At 34.0% G+C, this 15682-nt stretch carries 16 protein-coding genes; 13 read left to right on the top strand and 3 right to left on the bottom strand.

Annotated features, from left to right (window positions below):
* Nucleotide 1: 1 nt before the first annotated feature.
* The 5 genes from I6L50_RS28480 to srtB all read left to right on the top strand — a co-directional run bounded on the left by I6L50_RS28480 (nucleotide 2) and on the right by srtB (nucleotide 6870).
* Nucleotides 2–3352 (top strand): NEAT domain-containing protein, encoded by a 3351-nt coding sequence (locus I6L50_RS28480; RefSeq protein WP_219303631.1) that lies wholly within the window; start codon nucleotides 2–4, stop codon nucleotides 3350–3352.
* A 69-nt stretch (nucleotides 3353–3421) separates the two neighbouring features.
* Entirely contained in the window at nucleotides 3422–4303 is an 882-nt protein-coding gene (gene isdE, locus I6L50_RS28475; protein WP_113935699.1) for a heme ABC transporter substrate-binding protein IsdE, read from the top strand.
* A 27-nt stretch (nucleotides 4304–4330) separates the two neighbouring features.
* Complete coding sequence (locus I6L50_RS28470; RefSeq protein WP_113935698.1) at nucleotides 4331–5314, top strand: FecCD family ABC transporter permease; 984 nt, start codon at nucleotides 4331–4333, stop codon at nucleotides 5312–5314.
* Complete coding sequence (locus I6L50_RS28465; protein WP_002088890.1) at nucleotides 5304–6074, top strand: ABC transporter ATP-binding protein; 771 nt, start codon at nucleotides 5304–5306, stop codon at nucleotides 6072–6074. The genes I6L50_RS28470 and I6L50_RS28465 overlap by 11 nt, the downstream gene beginning before the upstream one ends.
* 31 nt (nucleotides 6075–6105) lie before the next feature.
* Entirely contained in the window at nucleotides 6106–6870 is a 765-nt protein-coding gene (srtB, locus tag I6L50_RS28460; protein WP_219303630.1) for a class B sortase, read from the top strand.
* A 69-nt stretch (nucleotides 6871–6939) separates the two neighbouring features.
* Here srtB and isdG read toward each other — a convergent pair whose 3' ends face one another.
* Entirely contained in the window at nucleotides 6940–7263 is a 324-nt protein-coding gene (gene isdG, locus I6L50_RS28455) for a heme oxygenase (protein WP_002015426.1), read from the bottom strand.
* Between the two features lie 261 nt (nucleotides 7264–7524).
* On the opposite strand from isdG, the gene I6L50_RS28450 reads away from it, so the two are divergent.
* Together I6L50_RS28450 and I6L50_RS28445 are read left to right on the top strand one after the other, a co-directional pair.
* Entirely contained in the window at nucleotides 7525–9315 is a 1791-nt protein-coding gene (locus tag I6L50_RS28450) for a cation:proton antiporter (RefSeq protein WP_002167604.1), read from the top strand.
* Nucleotides 9316–9407: 92 nt separating this feature from the next.
* On the top strand, nucleotides 9408–10607 hold the full coding sequence (locus I6L50_RS28445) for a class I SAM-dependent rRNA methyltransferase (protein ID WP_219303629.1): 1200 nt from the start codon (nucleotides 9408–9410) through the stop codon (nucleotides 10605–10607).
* A 43-nt stretch (nucleotides 10608–10650) separates the two neighbouring features.
* Here the strand turns inward: I6L50_RS28445 and I6L50_RS28440 are convergent, their stop codons facing one another.
* Both I6L50_RS28440 and I6L50_RS28435 read right to left on the bottom strand, forming a co-directional pair.
* A complete protein-coding gene (locus I6L50_RS28440) occupies nucleotides 10651–10845 on the bottom strand; it encodes a YwbE family protein (RefSeq protein ID WP_063262677.1) in 195 nt (64 codons plus the stop codon).
* Nucleotides 10846–11019 (bottom strand): hypothetical protein, encoded by a 174-nt coding sequence (locus tag I6L50_RS28435; protein WP_002112138.1) that lies wholly within the window; start codon nucleotides 11017–11019, stop codon nucleotides 10846–10848.
* A gap of 170 nt (nucleotides 11020–11189) precedes the next feature.
* Here I6L50_RS28435 and I6L50_RS28430 point away from each other — a divergent pair, with 170 nt between their 5' ends.
* The 6 genes from I6L50_RS28430 to I6L50_RS28405 all read left to right on the top strand — a co-directional run bounded on the left by I6L50_RS28430 (nucleotide 11190) and on the right by I6L50_RS28405 (nucleotide 15673).
* Nucleotides 11190–11882, top strand: a complete 693-nt coding sequence (locus I6L50_RS28430) for a response regulator transcription factor (protein ID WP_000018051.1) — start codon at nucleotides 11190–11192, stop codon at nucleotides 11880–11882.
* 1 nt (nucleotide 11883) lies between these two features.
* Nucleotides 11884–12819: a HAMP domain-containing histidine kinase gene (locus tag I6L50_RS28425; protein ID WP_002034262.1), complete on the top strand. Its 936-nt coding sequence runs from the start codon at nucleotides 11884–11886 to the stop codon at nucleotides 12817–12819.
* Between the two features lie 130 nt (nucleotides 12820–12949).
* Complete coding sequence (locus I6L50_RS28420) at nucleotides 12950–13873, top strand: ABC transporter ATP-binding protein (protein ID WP_012261778.1); 924 nt, start codon at nucleotides 12950–12952, stop codon at nucleotides 13871–13873.
* A complete protein-coding gene (locus I6L50_RS28415) occupies nucleotides 13866–14027 on the top strand; it encodes a hypothetical protein (protein ID WP_012261777.1) in 162 nt (53 codons plus the stop codon). Before I6L50_RS28420 ends, I6L50_RS28415 begins: the two co-directional genes overlap by 8 nt.
* A gap of 34 nt (nucleotides 14028–14061) precedes the next feature.
* On the top strand, nucleotides 14062–14766 hold the full coding sequence (locus I6L50_RS28410) for an ABC transporter permease (protein WP_219303628.1): 705 nt from the start codon (nucleotides 14062–14064) through the stop codon (nucleotides 14764–14766).
* Between the two features lie 34 nt (nucleotides 14767–14800).
* Nucleotides 14801–15673 carry a DUF4097 family beta strand repeat-containing protein gene (locus I6L50_RS28405; RefSeq protein ID WP_219303627.1) on the top strand — a complete coding sequence of 291 codons (873 nt, stop codon included), beginning with the start codon at nucleotides 14801–14803 and terminating at the stop codon, nucleotides 15671–15673.
* Nucleotides 15674–15682 lie beyond the last annotated feature (9 nt).

The following is a 15682-nucleotide window of genomic DNA, read 5'->3' as shown; positions in this document are numbered from 1 at the left end:
ATTGAACAGGTATTTTAAAATTGTTGTTGCAATGTTTCTAACGATTTTCACATTCGTATCAACGCTACAACCTCTTGCAGTTCAAGCTGCTAGTCAACTAGCTGACGGTGAATATTCAATCGGTTTCAAAGTTCTTAAAGACACATCAGATGAAGAATCCATGATGAATCAATACTCTGTAAGTCCAGGAACTTTAAAAGTGAAGAATGGGAAAAAGAAAGTATCCTTTACGTTAGAACATAGTTCATGGATTACAAAGTTTGAAACGGAAAAAAGTGGTCAGTTTGTTGCGACAAATGTAATTAGTGAAAATCAAGAAAAAGATACAAGAGTCGTAGAATTTGATGTGGACGATGTAGAGAAGGTATTAAATGCGAAAGTAAAAGTAGACATTGATTTTTTAAATTATCATCATGACTATGATGTGCGTATTGCATTTGATCAAAATAGTATTACACCGATTCATGTAGAACAACCAAATGAAAAAGAGGACCCAGCTAATAAGCCAGATCCAAATGAAAATCCGGATCCGAGTCAGAAGCCCGACCAAAAGCCTGACCCAGATCAACAACCAAATTCTAACACAATTAAAGATGGAGAGTACAGCATTCCATTTAAAGTGTTAAAAGATCAAACAGATGAAGAATCTAAGATGAATACTTACATGGTAAATCCAGGGATATTAAAAGTAGAAAACGGTAAGAAAAAAGCAATTGTAACGTTAAAAAATAGCTCATTAATTAAAAATTTCCAAACGGAAAAAGATGGCGCATTTGCTGATGCAAAAGTAGTGAGTGAAGATAAAGAAAAAGATACAAGAGTAGTAGAATTTGAAGTAGACGATTTATCTAAAAAACTAAATACAAAAGTATTTATTGAAGTGGCATCACAAGGCTACAAGCAAACACATAATGTACAACTTTTATTTGAACAAGATAAACTTGAACAAATTAAAAATGAAGAGAAACAACCGGAAGTAGAAAAACCAGATACTGAAACAATTAAAGATGGTGAGTACAGCGTTCCGTTTAAAGTGTTAAAAGATCAAACAGATGAAGAATCTAAGATGAATACTTACATGGTAAATCCAGGGGTATTAAAAGTAGAAAATGGTAAGAAAAAAGCAATTGTAACACTAAAAAGTAGCTCATTAATTAAAAATTTCCAAACGGAAAAAGATGGTGCGTTTGTTGATGCAAAAGTAGTGAGTGAAGATAAAGAAAAAGATACAAGAGTAGTAGAGTTTGAAGTAAACGACTTATCTAAAAAACTAAATACAAAAGTATTTATCGAAATGGCATCAAGAAACTATAAGCAAACACATGATGTGCAACTTTTATTTGAACAAGATAAGCTTGAACAAATTAAAAATGAAGAGAAACCAGAAGTAGAAAAACCAGAAGTAGAAAAACCAGAAGTAGAGAAACCAGAAGTAGAGAAACCAGAAGTAGAAAAACCAGAAGTAGAGAAACCGGAAGTAGAGAAGCCAGAAGTAGAAAAACCAGATGCTGAAACAATTAAAGATGGTGAATACAGTATCAATTTCAAAGCTTTAAAAGATCAAACAGAAGAAATTTCAATGATGAACACGTATACAAAGAGTCCAGGCGTGTTAAAAGTGAAAGATGGTAAAAAATATGTATCATTCACATTAACGAATAGCGCTTGGATTACAAAGTTTGAATTTGATAAAAATGGTTCGTTTGTTGATGCGAATGTATTAAGTGAAGATACGAAAGCTGATACACGTGTAGTGGAAGTGGAAGTAGCAGATTTATCGAAAAAATTAAACGCAAAAGTAAAAGTCGACATCGATTCAATGAATTATCATCATTTCTATGATATTCAATTTGCATTTGATAAAGATAGCATTAAACCGTTAGATAACCAAGGCGGAAACAACAACCAAGGCGGAAACAACAACCAAGGCGGAAACAACAACCAAGGCGGAAACAACAACCAAGGCGGAAACAACAACCAAGGCGGAAACAACAACCAAGGCGGAAACAACAACCAAGGCGGAAACGACAACCAAGGTGGAAACAACAACCAAGGTGGAAACGACAACCAAGGCGGAAACGACAACCAAGGCAATAATACAACAATTGATCCAAACGATCTTAAAGACGGTGAATACAGCATTGGCTTTAAAGTATTAAAAGATCAAACAGATGAAATATCAATGATGAATACATACACAAAAAGCCCAGGTGTATTGAAAGTAAAAGATGGTAAGAAATATGTATCGTTTACATTAACAAATAGTACATGGATTACAAAGTTTGATTTTGAGAAGAATGGCTCGTTCGTTAATGCAAAAGTATTAAGTGAAAATAAAGAGCAAAATACAAGAGTAGTAGAAGTAGAAGTAAATGATTTGTCTAAAAAATTAAATGCAAAAGTAAAAGTAGATATTGATTCAATGAATTATCACCATTTCTACGATGTTCAATTTGTATTTGATCAAGATAGTATCAAAGCTTTAGGGAACCAAGGTGGAAACGACAACCAAGGTGGAAACGACAACCAAGGTGGAAACGACAACCAAGGTGGAAACGACAACCAAGGTGGAAACGACAACCAAGGTGGAAACGACAACCAAGGTGGAAACGACAACCAAGGTGGAAACGACAACCAAGGTGGAAACGATAACCAAGGTGGAAACGACAACCAAGGTGGAAACGATAACCAAGGTGGAAATAATACACCAAAAGTAAAAGTAGATCCGAAAAATTTAGTAGATGGTCAATATGATATTACATTTAAAGTGTTAAAAGACAAAACAGAAGAACTTTCAAAGATGCATGACTATACTGTAAATCCAGCAAAATTAATCGTTAAAGATGGTAAAAAGTACATTGAGATGACGCTGAAAAATAGTGCGTGGATTACGAAATTCCAAACAGAAAACAATAGTCTTTTTGCTGATGCAAAAGTAGTAAGTGAAGATAAAAATGCAAATACACGAGTAGTACAATTTGAAGTAGAAGATTTATTTAAAAAATTAAATGCAAAAGTGAAAGTAGACATTGATGAGATGAACTACCACCACTTCTACGATGTCCAAATTCAATTTGATACAAATAATATTGGTGCGTTAGGGACGATTAAAGAGGATCCAAAAAAAGATCCGAAAAATGATCCGAACAATCCAGTGATTACACCGAAAGTAGATAATCCTGATTTTAACCGAAATGCAGATGATAAGAAGAAAAAAGAAGATCAAAAAAATGATCCGAAAAAAGAGAAAAACTCAAAAACGGCAGATACAGCACAACTAGGTTTATACATGGTGCTATTGCTTGGGTCACTTGCTTTACTAGTTCGTAAATATAGAGCAGGAAGATTGTAATTTTTGGAGTCTTGATGCATGTTCGCATGCATCAAGACTTGTTTCATATTGTTTGGAAAGGAGTGGTGATTGAGAGTGAAGAAAATTGCTAGTGTACTAATGGCTATCATTCTATTAGTGAGTGTAGCTGGATGCTCGGCGCCCAAAAAAGAAGCAGCAAAACAGGTAAAGAGTGAGAGTAAAGAGAGAATTGTTGCAACGACAGTTGCTGTTACTGAAATTATGGATGCGTTAGAAGTAGATTTAGTTGGTGTTCCAACAAGTACGAAAGATTTACCAAAGAGATATAAAGGTTTACCTGAAGTCGGGAATCCGATGAGTCCTGATATGGAAAAGGTAAAATCATTAAAGCCGTCAGAAGTATTATCCGTGACAACACTTGAATATGAATTAAAGCCAGTTTTTGATGGTGTAGGTATGAAAGCAAACTTTTTAGATCTAACAAGTTTAAAAAATATGCAAAATTCCATTAGTAATTTAGGTAAGCAATATGGACGTGAAAAGCAGGCTGAAGCAGTTGTAACTAAGTTAGATAACAAGGTTGCAGAGATTCAAAAAGCAGTAAAGGGAAAGAAAGAACCGACAGTGCTTATTTTATTAGGTGTACCGGGGAGTTATTTAGTAGCAACAGAGCATTCTTATATTGGAGATTTAGTGAAACAATTAGGTGGTAAAAACATTGTACAAGGTGAACAAGTAGAGTATTTAGCTTCTAATACAGAGTATTTAAAAAAAGCTGATCCAGACATTATTTTACGAGCGGCACATGGTATGCCTGATGAAGTTGTAAAAATGTTTGATAAAGAATTTAAAACAAATGATATTTGGAAACACTTCGCTGCAGTTAAAAATAATCGTGTTTACGATTTAGAAGAGCGTTTATTTGGAACGACAGGAAATTTAGCAGCGACTGAAGCGCTAGATGAATTGAAAAAAATGATGTATCCGTGATGCATTTTAATATAAAGGAAGATTAGCATGAATAAAAAATTTTGGAGTTTCTTTATTGTTACTGTATTACTCATCATTATGACTTTGTTGTCAGCGACGAAAGGTAGTTTAGAAGTAGGTATTATTGACCTTGTACAAGGAATATTTACAGGGGGAAATGAAGATGTTGAAGTGATTAAAGATTTACGTTTCCCACGTATTATTATTGCACTATTTACTGGAGCAGCTCTTGCTGTTTCGGGCGTGCTTTTTCAAGCTGTTATGAAAAATCCACTTGCTGATGCTGGGGTAATCGGGATATCTTCAGGAGCAAGTTTTATGACACTTGTTATTATTACGTTATTCCCGCAATTCTTTTTCTGGACACCAGTATTCGCCTTTTTAGGTGGTGCTTTTGCATGTTATCTCGTTTATGCATTTTCATGGAAGTCAGGGTTAAGTCCGCTTCGCATTATTTTAGTTGGTATAGCTATTAATGCAATGTTCACTGGATTAAATGAATCGTTCATTACGATTTGCGGATACTTCATTAAGAGTATTAAGCAAACGACGACTTCTAACATAACGATGAAGACGTGGGGCGATGTAGAAATAATGGTTACATATGGAACAATTGGTCTTATTCTTGCACTGTTTGTCGGAGCTTGGTGTAACTTATTATCTCTACAAGATAAGACTGCAAAAAACTTAGGCTTGCACGTGACGAGAGTTCGTCTTATTATTTCTGCCATTGCAGTACTCTTAGCGGCAGTATCAACAGCAATTGCAGGTGTTATCGCTTTCGTAGGATTACTCGTTCCGCACATTTCAAGACAACTAGTTGGTTCAGACCATAAAGCATTAATTCCATTTTCTGCTCTTGCAGGGGCGTTATTAATTTTGACGGCGGATACGATTGGAAGGTTAATTGTGCCACCTAACGAAATTCCAGCAGCGACGATTATGGCAGTTATTGGTGGCCCATTCTTAATATTCTTGCTTAGAAAGAGTGATAAAGTTCATGGAAATTAAAAATGTAACCTTTTCGTACGATAATGTAACGGATCGATTAAAGTCGGTTAGTAGTGAAATAGAGATTGGTAAAATTACAACAATTATTGGACCAAACGGTTGCGGGAAATCAACATTACTTGGTGTGATGTCAAGAAATCACGATCCTCGTAGTGGAGAGGTAATACTTGATGGGAAGGCAATTAGCCAATATAAACCGAAAGAGTTTGCTAGAAAGTTAGCAGTTGTCCATCAACAAAATGAAGCACCGGCAGATATGACGGTAGAGAAATTAACAAGCTTTGGCCGTATGCCTCATAAAAATATATTTTCTTCGCAAACTGATGAAGATAGAGAAGCAATAGAAAGGGCTTTAGCATGTACGAATTTGCTAAGTAAACGTGATAAGGAAATTCATGCTTTATCTGGTGGAGAAAGACAGCGTGTTTGGATTGCCATGACGTTAGCTCAGAAGACGCCAATGCTCTTTTTAGATGAACCGACAACATATTTAGATATTTATTATCAACTTGAAATATTAGAGTTAGTAAAAGAATTAAATGAAGCACAAGGATTGACAATCGTTATGGTATTACACGATATTAATCAGGCGATTCGCTATAGTGATCATATCATTGTTATGAAAGACGGCGAAATTGTTACAAAAGGCAAGCCGAATGATGTTGTGACAGAAAGTATGATAAAGACGATATACGGTGTAGATGTCGTTGTAAAGCAAGATGAAGATACAGGATTGTATATGGTCCCAATGGGTATTTAAACATGCAAACAATCCGTTTTGAGGTGATAATTTGAGTAGCAAAAAAGAAAGGAAGAAGAATTCTTTTTTTCAACGAATACTTACAGTTGTTTTTTTAGGTACCTTTTTCTATTCAGTATATGAATTAGGTGATATTTTCATGGATTACTATGAAAATCGTAAAGTAATGGCCGAAGCACAAAACATTTATGAAAAAAGTCCGATGGAAGAGCAATCACAAGACGGGGAAGTACGTAAACAGTTCAAAGTTCTGCAGCAAATTAACCAAGAAATAGTTGGATGGATTACGATGGATGATACACAAATTAATTATCCAATCGTTCAAGCAAAAGACAATGATTACTATTTATTTCGAAATTACAAAGGTGAAGATATGAGAGCAGGAAGCATTTTTATGGACTATCGTAATGATGTGAAATCTCAAAATCGAAATACTATTTTATATGGTCACCGTATGAAAGATGGTTCTATGTTTGGAAGTTTAAAGAAAATGTTGGATGAAGATTTCTTCATGTCGCATCGTAAATTATATTACGATACATTATTTGAAGGATATGATCTTGAAGTGTTTTCGGTGTATACAACAACAACTGATTTTTATTACATTGAAACGGATTTTAGTAGTGATAAGGAATACACATCATTTTTGGAGAAAATTCAAGAAAAATCGCTGTACAAAACGGATACAAAAGTGACAGAAAGTGATCAAATCGTAACACTTTCGACGTGTGACTATGCACTTGATCCAGAAGCGGGAAGATTAGTAGTACATGCGAAACTAGTAAAAAGACATTAAATAAAAAAAGTATAGAATATGAGAAGTGGTAACACTCTTCATATTCTATACTTTAAAAAAGAAATATGCTTACTGTGCTGCAGCCATTGGCATACGTACAACTTTTACATCATAGTAAGCAATTTTATTATCAAGAATATAGTCTGGCATCCCGCCTTGATGTGAGTGAGCATCTTTAAATGCTGAGCTCTTTGTCCAACCTTGGAAATCTTCTTTTGCATTCCAGCGAGTGCTAATTGTTACTTCATCATAATCAACTGTATTTTGCGTTAAAAGAACTTCTAATCCTAAAAATCCTGACATTGTTTCGACTTTACCTACTTTATTAAAACGCTCAATTAATTTATGGCCATTTCCCTTTGTAATTTTAGTTGTATTTGTAACAATAATCATGTTTATTCCTCCTATAAATTGTAGCCTTTATTTTCAAGAACTCATATATATTAAATGATAATGAAAATCATTATCATTATCATTGTCAATAGTAATTTTCATATAAATGTAGAATTAAGGATGAATTTACTATTATATAAATAATTTGACCATATAGTTAATGAAGTTATATATTATTAAAATAAAACAAAATAAGAAATATACAGAAGGAAAGTATGGTTTATACCTTGCTTTCGCAATACTATGAACAAGGAGGGTATTATGGTCGAATCACTGTTACTTAGTATCGTTATTATTATTACGCTAGGCATCGCCTCACAATGGACTGCATGGCGCTTCCAGCTCCCTGCTATTGTTGTTATGGCAGTTGCCGGATTATTAATTGGTCCAGTTTTCGGTATTATTAATCCAAAAGAGGTGCTTGGAGATGTTTTTAGTCCACTCGTATCACTTTCTGTTGCTATTATATTGTTTGAGGGTAGTTTAAGTTTAGATGTACGTGAACTGAGGGGACTATCAAAACCAGTATTTCGTATTGTTACGTTTGGTGCGTTTATTGCTTGGATTGCTGGCTCACTTGCAGCTCATTACGTCGCTGGATTGGATTGGGCGGTTGCATTTATTATTGGAGGACTTTTTATTGTGACAGGTCCAACTGTAATTATTCCGTTGTTACGCCAAGCACGATTAAAGCCAAGGACAGCTGCAATTTTAAAGTGGGAAGGGATTATCGTTGATCCGTTTGGAGCATTACTTGCTGTATTCGCCTTTCAAATTGTAAATTTCTTAACGAAAGAAAATGTACACTTACATACGTTACTATATTTCTTTGCAGGTTCGTTATTTGCAATGGTGCTTGGGTATGCGTTTAGTATTTTTATGAGCTATATGATTTTAAAAGGGAAAGTACCAGAATATTTAAAGGCACCGATTTTGCTCGTTACGGTATTACTATGCTTCGGCATTGCAGATGAAGTCATGCATGAAACAGGTATGCTAGCCGTAACAGTAATGGGGATTACACTTGCACGGATGAAGAAATATATTTCTTCTATCGGTGATATTCGTCATTTTAACGAAAATATTTCCGTACTATTAACATCGACTGTTTTCATCATCTTAACAGCATCACTTCCAAGAACGACGATTATGGAGATTTTTAGCTGGCCTATTATTAGCTTCGTACTTATGATGATATTTGTTGTTCGTCCTTTATCAATTTGGGTATCGACAATCGGAACAGAGTTAACAAGATCAGAAAGGGCGCTAGTTGGTTGGATTGCGCCGCGAGGTATTGTTGCATTAACGGTTTCAAGTTACTTTGCGACGGAGTTATTACAAGAAGGGTATAAAGATGCTTCTATATTAACAGCACTTACATTTGCACTCGTAATTACGACCGTTTGTGCTCATGGATTTTCAATTGGATTTTTAGCAAAAAAATTAGGATTAGCCAATACACAGCCACCAGGTATTTTAATTTCAGGAGCTAGTACATTCTCAACTGCATTCGCTATGCATTGCAAAGAGATGGGGATTCCGAGCTTAATCGTAGATGTATCGGAAGAACATTTGCAATGCGCAAAAGTGAAAGGGCTTAATACATATAACGGTCAAGTACTCTCAGAGCAGTTGCAATTTGAAGTAGATATGAATCAGTATGAATACTTAATTTCAGTTACAGATACGGATTCTTACAATGTATTAGTCGCAAACACATATGTACCGCAGTTTGGACATCATAATACATTTTTACTTCCGATTCATGATGTGGAAAAGATTGAGCAAGAACGCATCTCTCTTTCGAAAAAAGCTCATTTACTGTTTGGTCAAAATGAAATTTATGAAGAGTTAGATAGAAAAATTGAAGAGGGTTATACATTTAAAACGATACAAGTTGAGGAAGAACAAAAAATTAATAAAGAAGAGAGCGATTCAGAGGATGTAATATTATTTATTCGTCACGATGATGGTAGTCTTACTTTTTCAACATTGTATAAATATATAGCGGTTATACCAGGAGATGAGCTAGTTGTACTAGCAAAGCAATAATATGGTATAGTGAAACGAGGCTTTTTTCAGCCTCGTTTTTTACATTGCTTCCTACTAATTAGAAAGCATTCAAATGGAAAGGAAGACATTACATGCGATCTGAAGTAACTATAAAAATAAAACCGAAGTTTATAAAAGAAATTAAAAGTGGATATCCACTTATTTTAAAAGATGCTATTCAAAATTTAGATGATGTACGTGAAGAAGGAACAATCATCAACGTAGTAGATGAGAAGAACCAATTCATCGGAAAAGGCTATTATGGAAAACAAAATAAAGGATATGGATGGATTTTAACGAGAAAAGAGAAAGAGCAAATTAATCAACCTTTCTTTGAAAGTAAAATCAAATCTGCTTTACATAAACGAAAAGATTTTTATAAATCAAATGATACAACAGCATTTCGTGCCCTGAATGGTGAGGGCGATGGCCTTGGTGGTTTAATCATCGATTATTATGACGGCTATTACGTAATAAGTTGGTATAGTGAAGGGGTTTATACTTTCCGCGATGAGATTATAGCAGCACTTCAAAAAGTAGCAAATTTCAAAGGGATTTATGAGAAAAAGCGTTTTGATACGAAAGGGAAATACATTGAAGGTGATGATTTCGTCGCAGGAGAGCGTGGTGAGTTCCCACTTATCGTAAAAGAGAACGGTGTAAACTTTGCTGTATATTTAAATGACGGGGCGATGGTTGGTGTGTTTTTAGATCAGCGTAACGTTCGAAAACAAATTCGTGATAAATATGCAAAAGGAAGAACGGTTTTAAATATGTTCTCTTATACTGGGGCTTTCTCTGTATTTGCAGCGCTTGGCGGAGCGAGTAAAACAACGAGTGTGGACCTTGCAAATCGTAGTTTAAGTAAAACGATTGAGCAGTTTAGTGTAAATGAAATTGATTATGAAGCACAAGATATTATTGTAGAAGATGTATTTCTATATTTCAAATATGCAGCTAAGAAAAAGATGAAATTTGATATGGTTGTACTTGATCCCCCAAGCTTTGCACGCTCGAAAAAATATACGTTCAGTGCGGCGAAAGATTATAAAAACTTATTAAAAGAAACAATTGCGATTACAGAAAATAACGGTATTATCGTTGCTTCTACAAATTGTAGCGCATTCGATATGAAAAAGTTTAATGGCTTTATCGATACAGCATTTAAAGAAATGAACGGTAAATATAAAATATTAGAAGAACATTCTTTACCAGAAGATTTCCGTACAATTGATCAATTTAAAGAGGGAGACTATTTAAAAGTAGTTTTCATCGAAAAAATTAAAGGTTAATGAAAATAAGAAAAGGAGCTCAAGTTTAAATGAGCTCCTTTTCTTATTGAATAATATTTTGTACTCTGCCAACCTGTCCGTCTTGCAATCTTACTTTAATGCCGTGCGGATGTGAAGGTGAGTTCGTTAAAATATCTTTTACAATTCCTCTTGTTAGCTTGCCTGTACGTTGATCTTGTTTTAATACAATATCAACTTCAAGACCTGGCGCGATGTTAGATCGTTTTTGCCCGTTCATTTATACACCTGTACGTCTACGTTGGTTGTTTGTTTTCTTCGTTTGTTGGTTTTGTAATTTTTTCGTTTCTTGACTTTGATTTCCATTATTTGAGCCGTTTCCATTTCCTTGCTTTTTCTTCGCAAGTTGTTCGCGCATTAAATCAGCTAAGCTTACTTTTTTGTTTTCTGACATGATAAGTCTCCTTTATATAAAGTTAATTATGAACAATCGTAGTGAATTTCATCATATCATTGTTAAGGAAGGAAGGGAAGTTGGTTTGAAAATTCATATAATTGTACCAACTAATTTGCAGTTACGATACAATTGAATTGTTAATGTTTGTTAAAAAAGGGGATAGAAATATGTCACATCATATTTTATTAGTTGAAGATGACATCTCAATTCAAGAGATGGTTGAAACATATTTAGTAAAAGAAGGTTTTCAAGTTACAATCGCATCTGACGGAGAAGAAGGCGTGAACACATATTTAAAAGGTTCATTTGATTTGATAATTCTCGATATTATGATGCCGAAGTTAGATGGGTTAGAGGTCGTTAGAATCATTCGAGAAAAAAGTGCCGTTCCGATTTTAATGATGTCAGCGAAAGATACAGATGTTGATAAAGCTGTTGGATTAGGACTTGGAGCAGATGATTACATTTGTAAGCCGTTTTCTATGATTGAACTAGCTGCACGTGTAAAAGCGGGTATTCGGAGGTCTACAAAGTATTCGGCTGTGGAATCAAAAGATGAGGCGATTCAGATTGGTGATTTAATAATTGACCCAATTAATTTTACTGTGGAGAAAAAGGGAAGACAGCTTAAACTTACTTTAAAAGAATTTGAGATTTTAAAGCTATTCGTGAAGAATCAAAATCGTGTTTTTACGAAGGCACAAATATATACGCTTGTTTGGAATGAAGAATATTATGGTGATGATAATGTTATTAATGTTCATATGAGAAGATTACGTGAGAAAATTGAAAGTGATCCATCTAATCCAGAATATATTAAAACATTATGGGGCATCGGCTATAAGTTGGAAGTGATGTAGTATGGTTGTATTTTTAACAGTGGTGATTATTATATTGCTTATCGTTATTTACGTGCAATATAAAATTAGGAAAAATAGTAGTAGGAATTTACGCTACACGTATGAGAAGTTAAATCGAATTGTAAAAGAACAAACTGGTGAGAAGCTATTAATTATGACAGATGATCTAGAATTGCAAAAGTTATTAGTGGCGATTAATCATTTATTAGATGCAAAACAGAAAACGAATGCAGATCATGCGAAAGTGGAAATTTCGATGAGAAAAATGCTTTCAAATATTTCACATGATTTGAAAACACCACTAACAGTTATTCTTGGATATACCGAAATGTTAAATAAGGATAAAACGATAAACGAGGAAGAGCAGCAAATATTACTCGAAAAGGTGCATGTAAAAACACTAGAAGTGATGGAACTGATTCATAAGTTTTTTGATTTAGCAAAATTAGAATCCGGTGACAAAGCAATCGAGATGACAAAAGTAAATATGAATGAAGTTTGTCGCGAGAAGATTTTATCTTTTTATGATTTAGTGACGACGAAAGGGTTTCAAGTTCATATTGATATACCAGAAAGAAATATATATGCACTTGGAAATGTAGAAGTATTAGGTAGAGTATTGAATAATTTAATATCAAATGCGATTACATATGGTGACGATGGAAAGACACTTGGTATGACGTTAAGAGATGATGAAACGAGTGTGTATATAGATGTATGGGATACAGGAAAAGGAATTGATGAATCTCACATTGATAAAGTGTTTGAGCGTATGTACACACTTGAAGATTCCAGAAATAGATTGTACCAAGGAAGCGGTTTAGGGTTAACGATTACGAAAAGGCTTGTGGAAGCGATGGACGGAGAAATACATCTTTCTAGTAAGCCGTATGAAAAAACAATTTTTACAGTTGTATTAACAAAGATGCTGTTTTAGCTTGTAGAGAAGTAGATTCTACAAGCTTTTTTTTCAGCGTAAGGAATTTGTAAGGAACGGGTAAGAAAAAAGAGAATTCCGTTGTCTATTATAGAAGTATAAGGTAGTGAGTGCGAAAGGAGATAGTGACATGACATATATATTAAAAACGAATCAGTTAACGAAAGTGTTTAAAGGGAAAGAAGTAATTTCTAGCGTTAACATGCATGTGAAAAAAGGTGAGATTTACGGTTTCTTAGGACCGAATGGTGCAGGTAAAACAACGATTATGAAAATGATCACAAACTTAATAAAACCGACGAGCGGTGATATTGAAATTTTTGGTGAGAAGTTAACGGATACATCTTATGAATTGTTAAAGCGCATGGGGACAATTATCGAATATCCAATTTTTTATGATAAATTAACGGCGAAGGAAAACCTAGAATTACATTGTGAATATATGGGGTATTACGACAAAAACGCAATTGATCATGCTTTACATTTAGTGAAGCTGCACGGTATAGATGATAAAAAAGTAAAAGATTTTTCATTAGGGATGAAGCAAAGACTTGGTATTGCAAGGGCGATCATGACGAAGCCAGAATTACTCATTTTAGATGAGCCAATTAACGGTTTAGATCCAATTGGTATTAAAGAATTAAGAGACTTATTTAAAATGCTCTGCAAAGAATATGGTATTACGTTATTAGTCTCTAGTCATATTTTAGGCGAGATGGAACTAATGGCAGATACAATCGGTATGATTCAAAATGGAAAGCTAATAAAAGAAGTTTCAATGAAGAGTATTAACGGAAAACAAACAGAGTACATTGAAATTACTGTTCCTGATGTGAAGCGTGCAGCTTATATTTTAGAAGATAAACTCGGTATAAAAAATTACAAAATAATGAGTGGAAATATGATTCGTGTGTATGATACGGCAGCGTCTCAGCAAGCTATTTCAAAAGCACTTATTATGAACGATGTAGAAATTGAAAGTATTAATAAGAAACATAGTTCCTTAGAAGAATATTTCTTAAATGTAATGGATGGAGAGGGCATTCATGCTTAATGGATTGTTAGTGAATCTAGTAAGTGGATTGATTGTAATGTTCATAAGTGGGATTTTATATTATAGAAAACCTGAGCGGAAATGGCCGTTAATTTTACTAGTGATAGGAATAGTAAGCGTAGTTATGGCTGGAATTAGAATGTTAGTAGCATAGAGATCGTTATGTCAGTAATGGAGGTGTGGTTTATATGTTTAAATTAATGAAACTTGAATGGAAGAAACATAAATTATCTAGTTACTGTAAAGGGGTAGCTATTTGTATTATAGCAATTTTTGCTGCGGTAAGTCTTATGGGGATGGGAGCAAAAGGTGAGGGAGATGCGGCGCTCACTGATTTCACAAAGTATATGACGTTAGCAAATATCTTTATTAGGATGACATTTCTTATTTTTAGTGCGGTCATTTTATCACGTTTAGTAATTGATGAGTATAAGAATAAAACAATGCAACTACTATTTATGTACCCATTACAAAGGAAATTGCTAATGAGGGCGAAATTAACAATTGTTTTTAGTTTTTGTTTTATTAGCATGATTATTGCTACTTTCAGTATTAGTTTGCTCATATTTTTTATGAACCCAATGATGGGGCTGTTTGAAACACCTATGACGATGGGGGAAATAATAGCTACCGTTCCAGCTACTTTTATAAGTGCATTTATGATATCTGGTATAAGTTTAATTCCTTTATTTTTTGGGATGAGAAAGAAATCGACACCGACAACAATTACTTCTGCAGTAATAATTGGGATGCTAATTATTAGTAATTTTGGTTCTGGAAACGGTCAAGTAAGTATGTTTAATTTTATAGCTATCCCAATAGTGCTCTGTTTATTAGGAATTTTCATTAGTTATCTATCGTATCGTAAGATCGACAAGATTGATGTGGCGTAAAATAAGCTTAAAACAACAATGAACAGGGGTATGCATGGTGAAAAAAATAATAGTAATTGCAATTTTATTTCTGACAATTGCTAGTGTAGTTTTTGGTTTTAAGGCATTTCATGGGAAAGATTTTAAGAAAGAAAAGTCTTTTGAGATAAATCATATAAAAGAAATAGAAGTGGACAATGAAAACTGGGATATTGAATTTAAAAGTACAGACGCTAACAAAATAGTGATCTTCGCCCAAGGTCAACGAGCAGATAAAGAGATAGATCCCGTCAAAATAGAACTTGAAGGAAATAAAGTTGTGATTAAGCAAAAACAAAAGATGACCAGATTTTTTAATGGTTTTACGTTTAGGAAAAAGAATATTATTTCTATATCTATTCCGAAAAAAGAAATAGATAAAATTGTATTAAATAATAAATCGGGTGATGTGAAAATAAGCGATATAGAAGTGAAAAGTATTGTGACAGAAAGCAAATCTGGAGATGGACGGATTGTAGGATTATCGGCTGAGAAAGGCGAGTTCAAATCAACAAGTGGAGAATTAAGTGTAAAAGATAGTTCAGTACAAGAATTAAATATAATCTCTACTACAGGCGATAACTATATAACAAATGTAAATAGCTCAAATATGAACATCACTTCAACATCTGGTGAAGTATTACTGAAAGATATGACAGAAGGAAAATCATTATTTGCAGAAACAAAATCAGGGGATATTGGCGTACGGTATAAGGGTGTTCCGACTTCTTTGAAACTTATGGCTAAAAGTAATTCGTCTGACATAATGGTGAATGTAAACGGACTTAAGAAAGATAAAAATACAGAAAAGGTAAAAGAAGGAACCATCGGTGATGCAAAAAACGAAGTGAAGATTTTAAGTAAAACAGGGACGATTTATATTGATTAAATTTAAAAT

The organism is Bacillus sp. FDAARGOS_1420 (genome assembly GCF_019344915.1).
GTDB classification, from domain to species: domain Bacteria; phylum Bacillota; class Bacilli; order Bacillales; family Bacillaceae_G; genus Bacillus_A; species Bacillus_A mycoides.
Note: the sequence above shows the minus strand (reverse complement) of the source record. Positions and strands in the feature narration are given on the sequence as shown.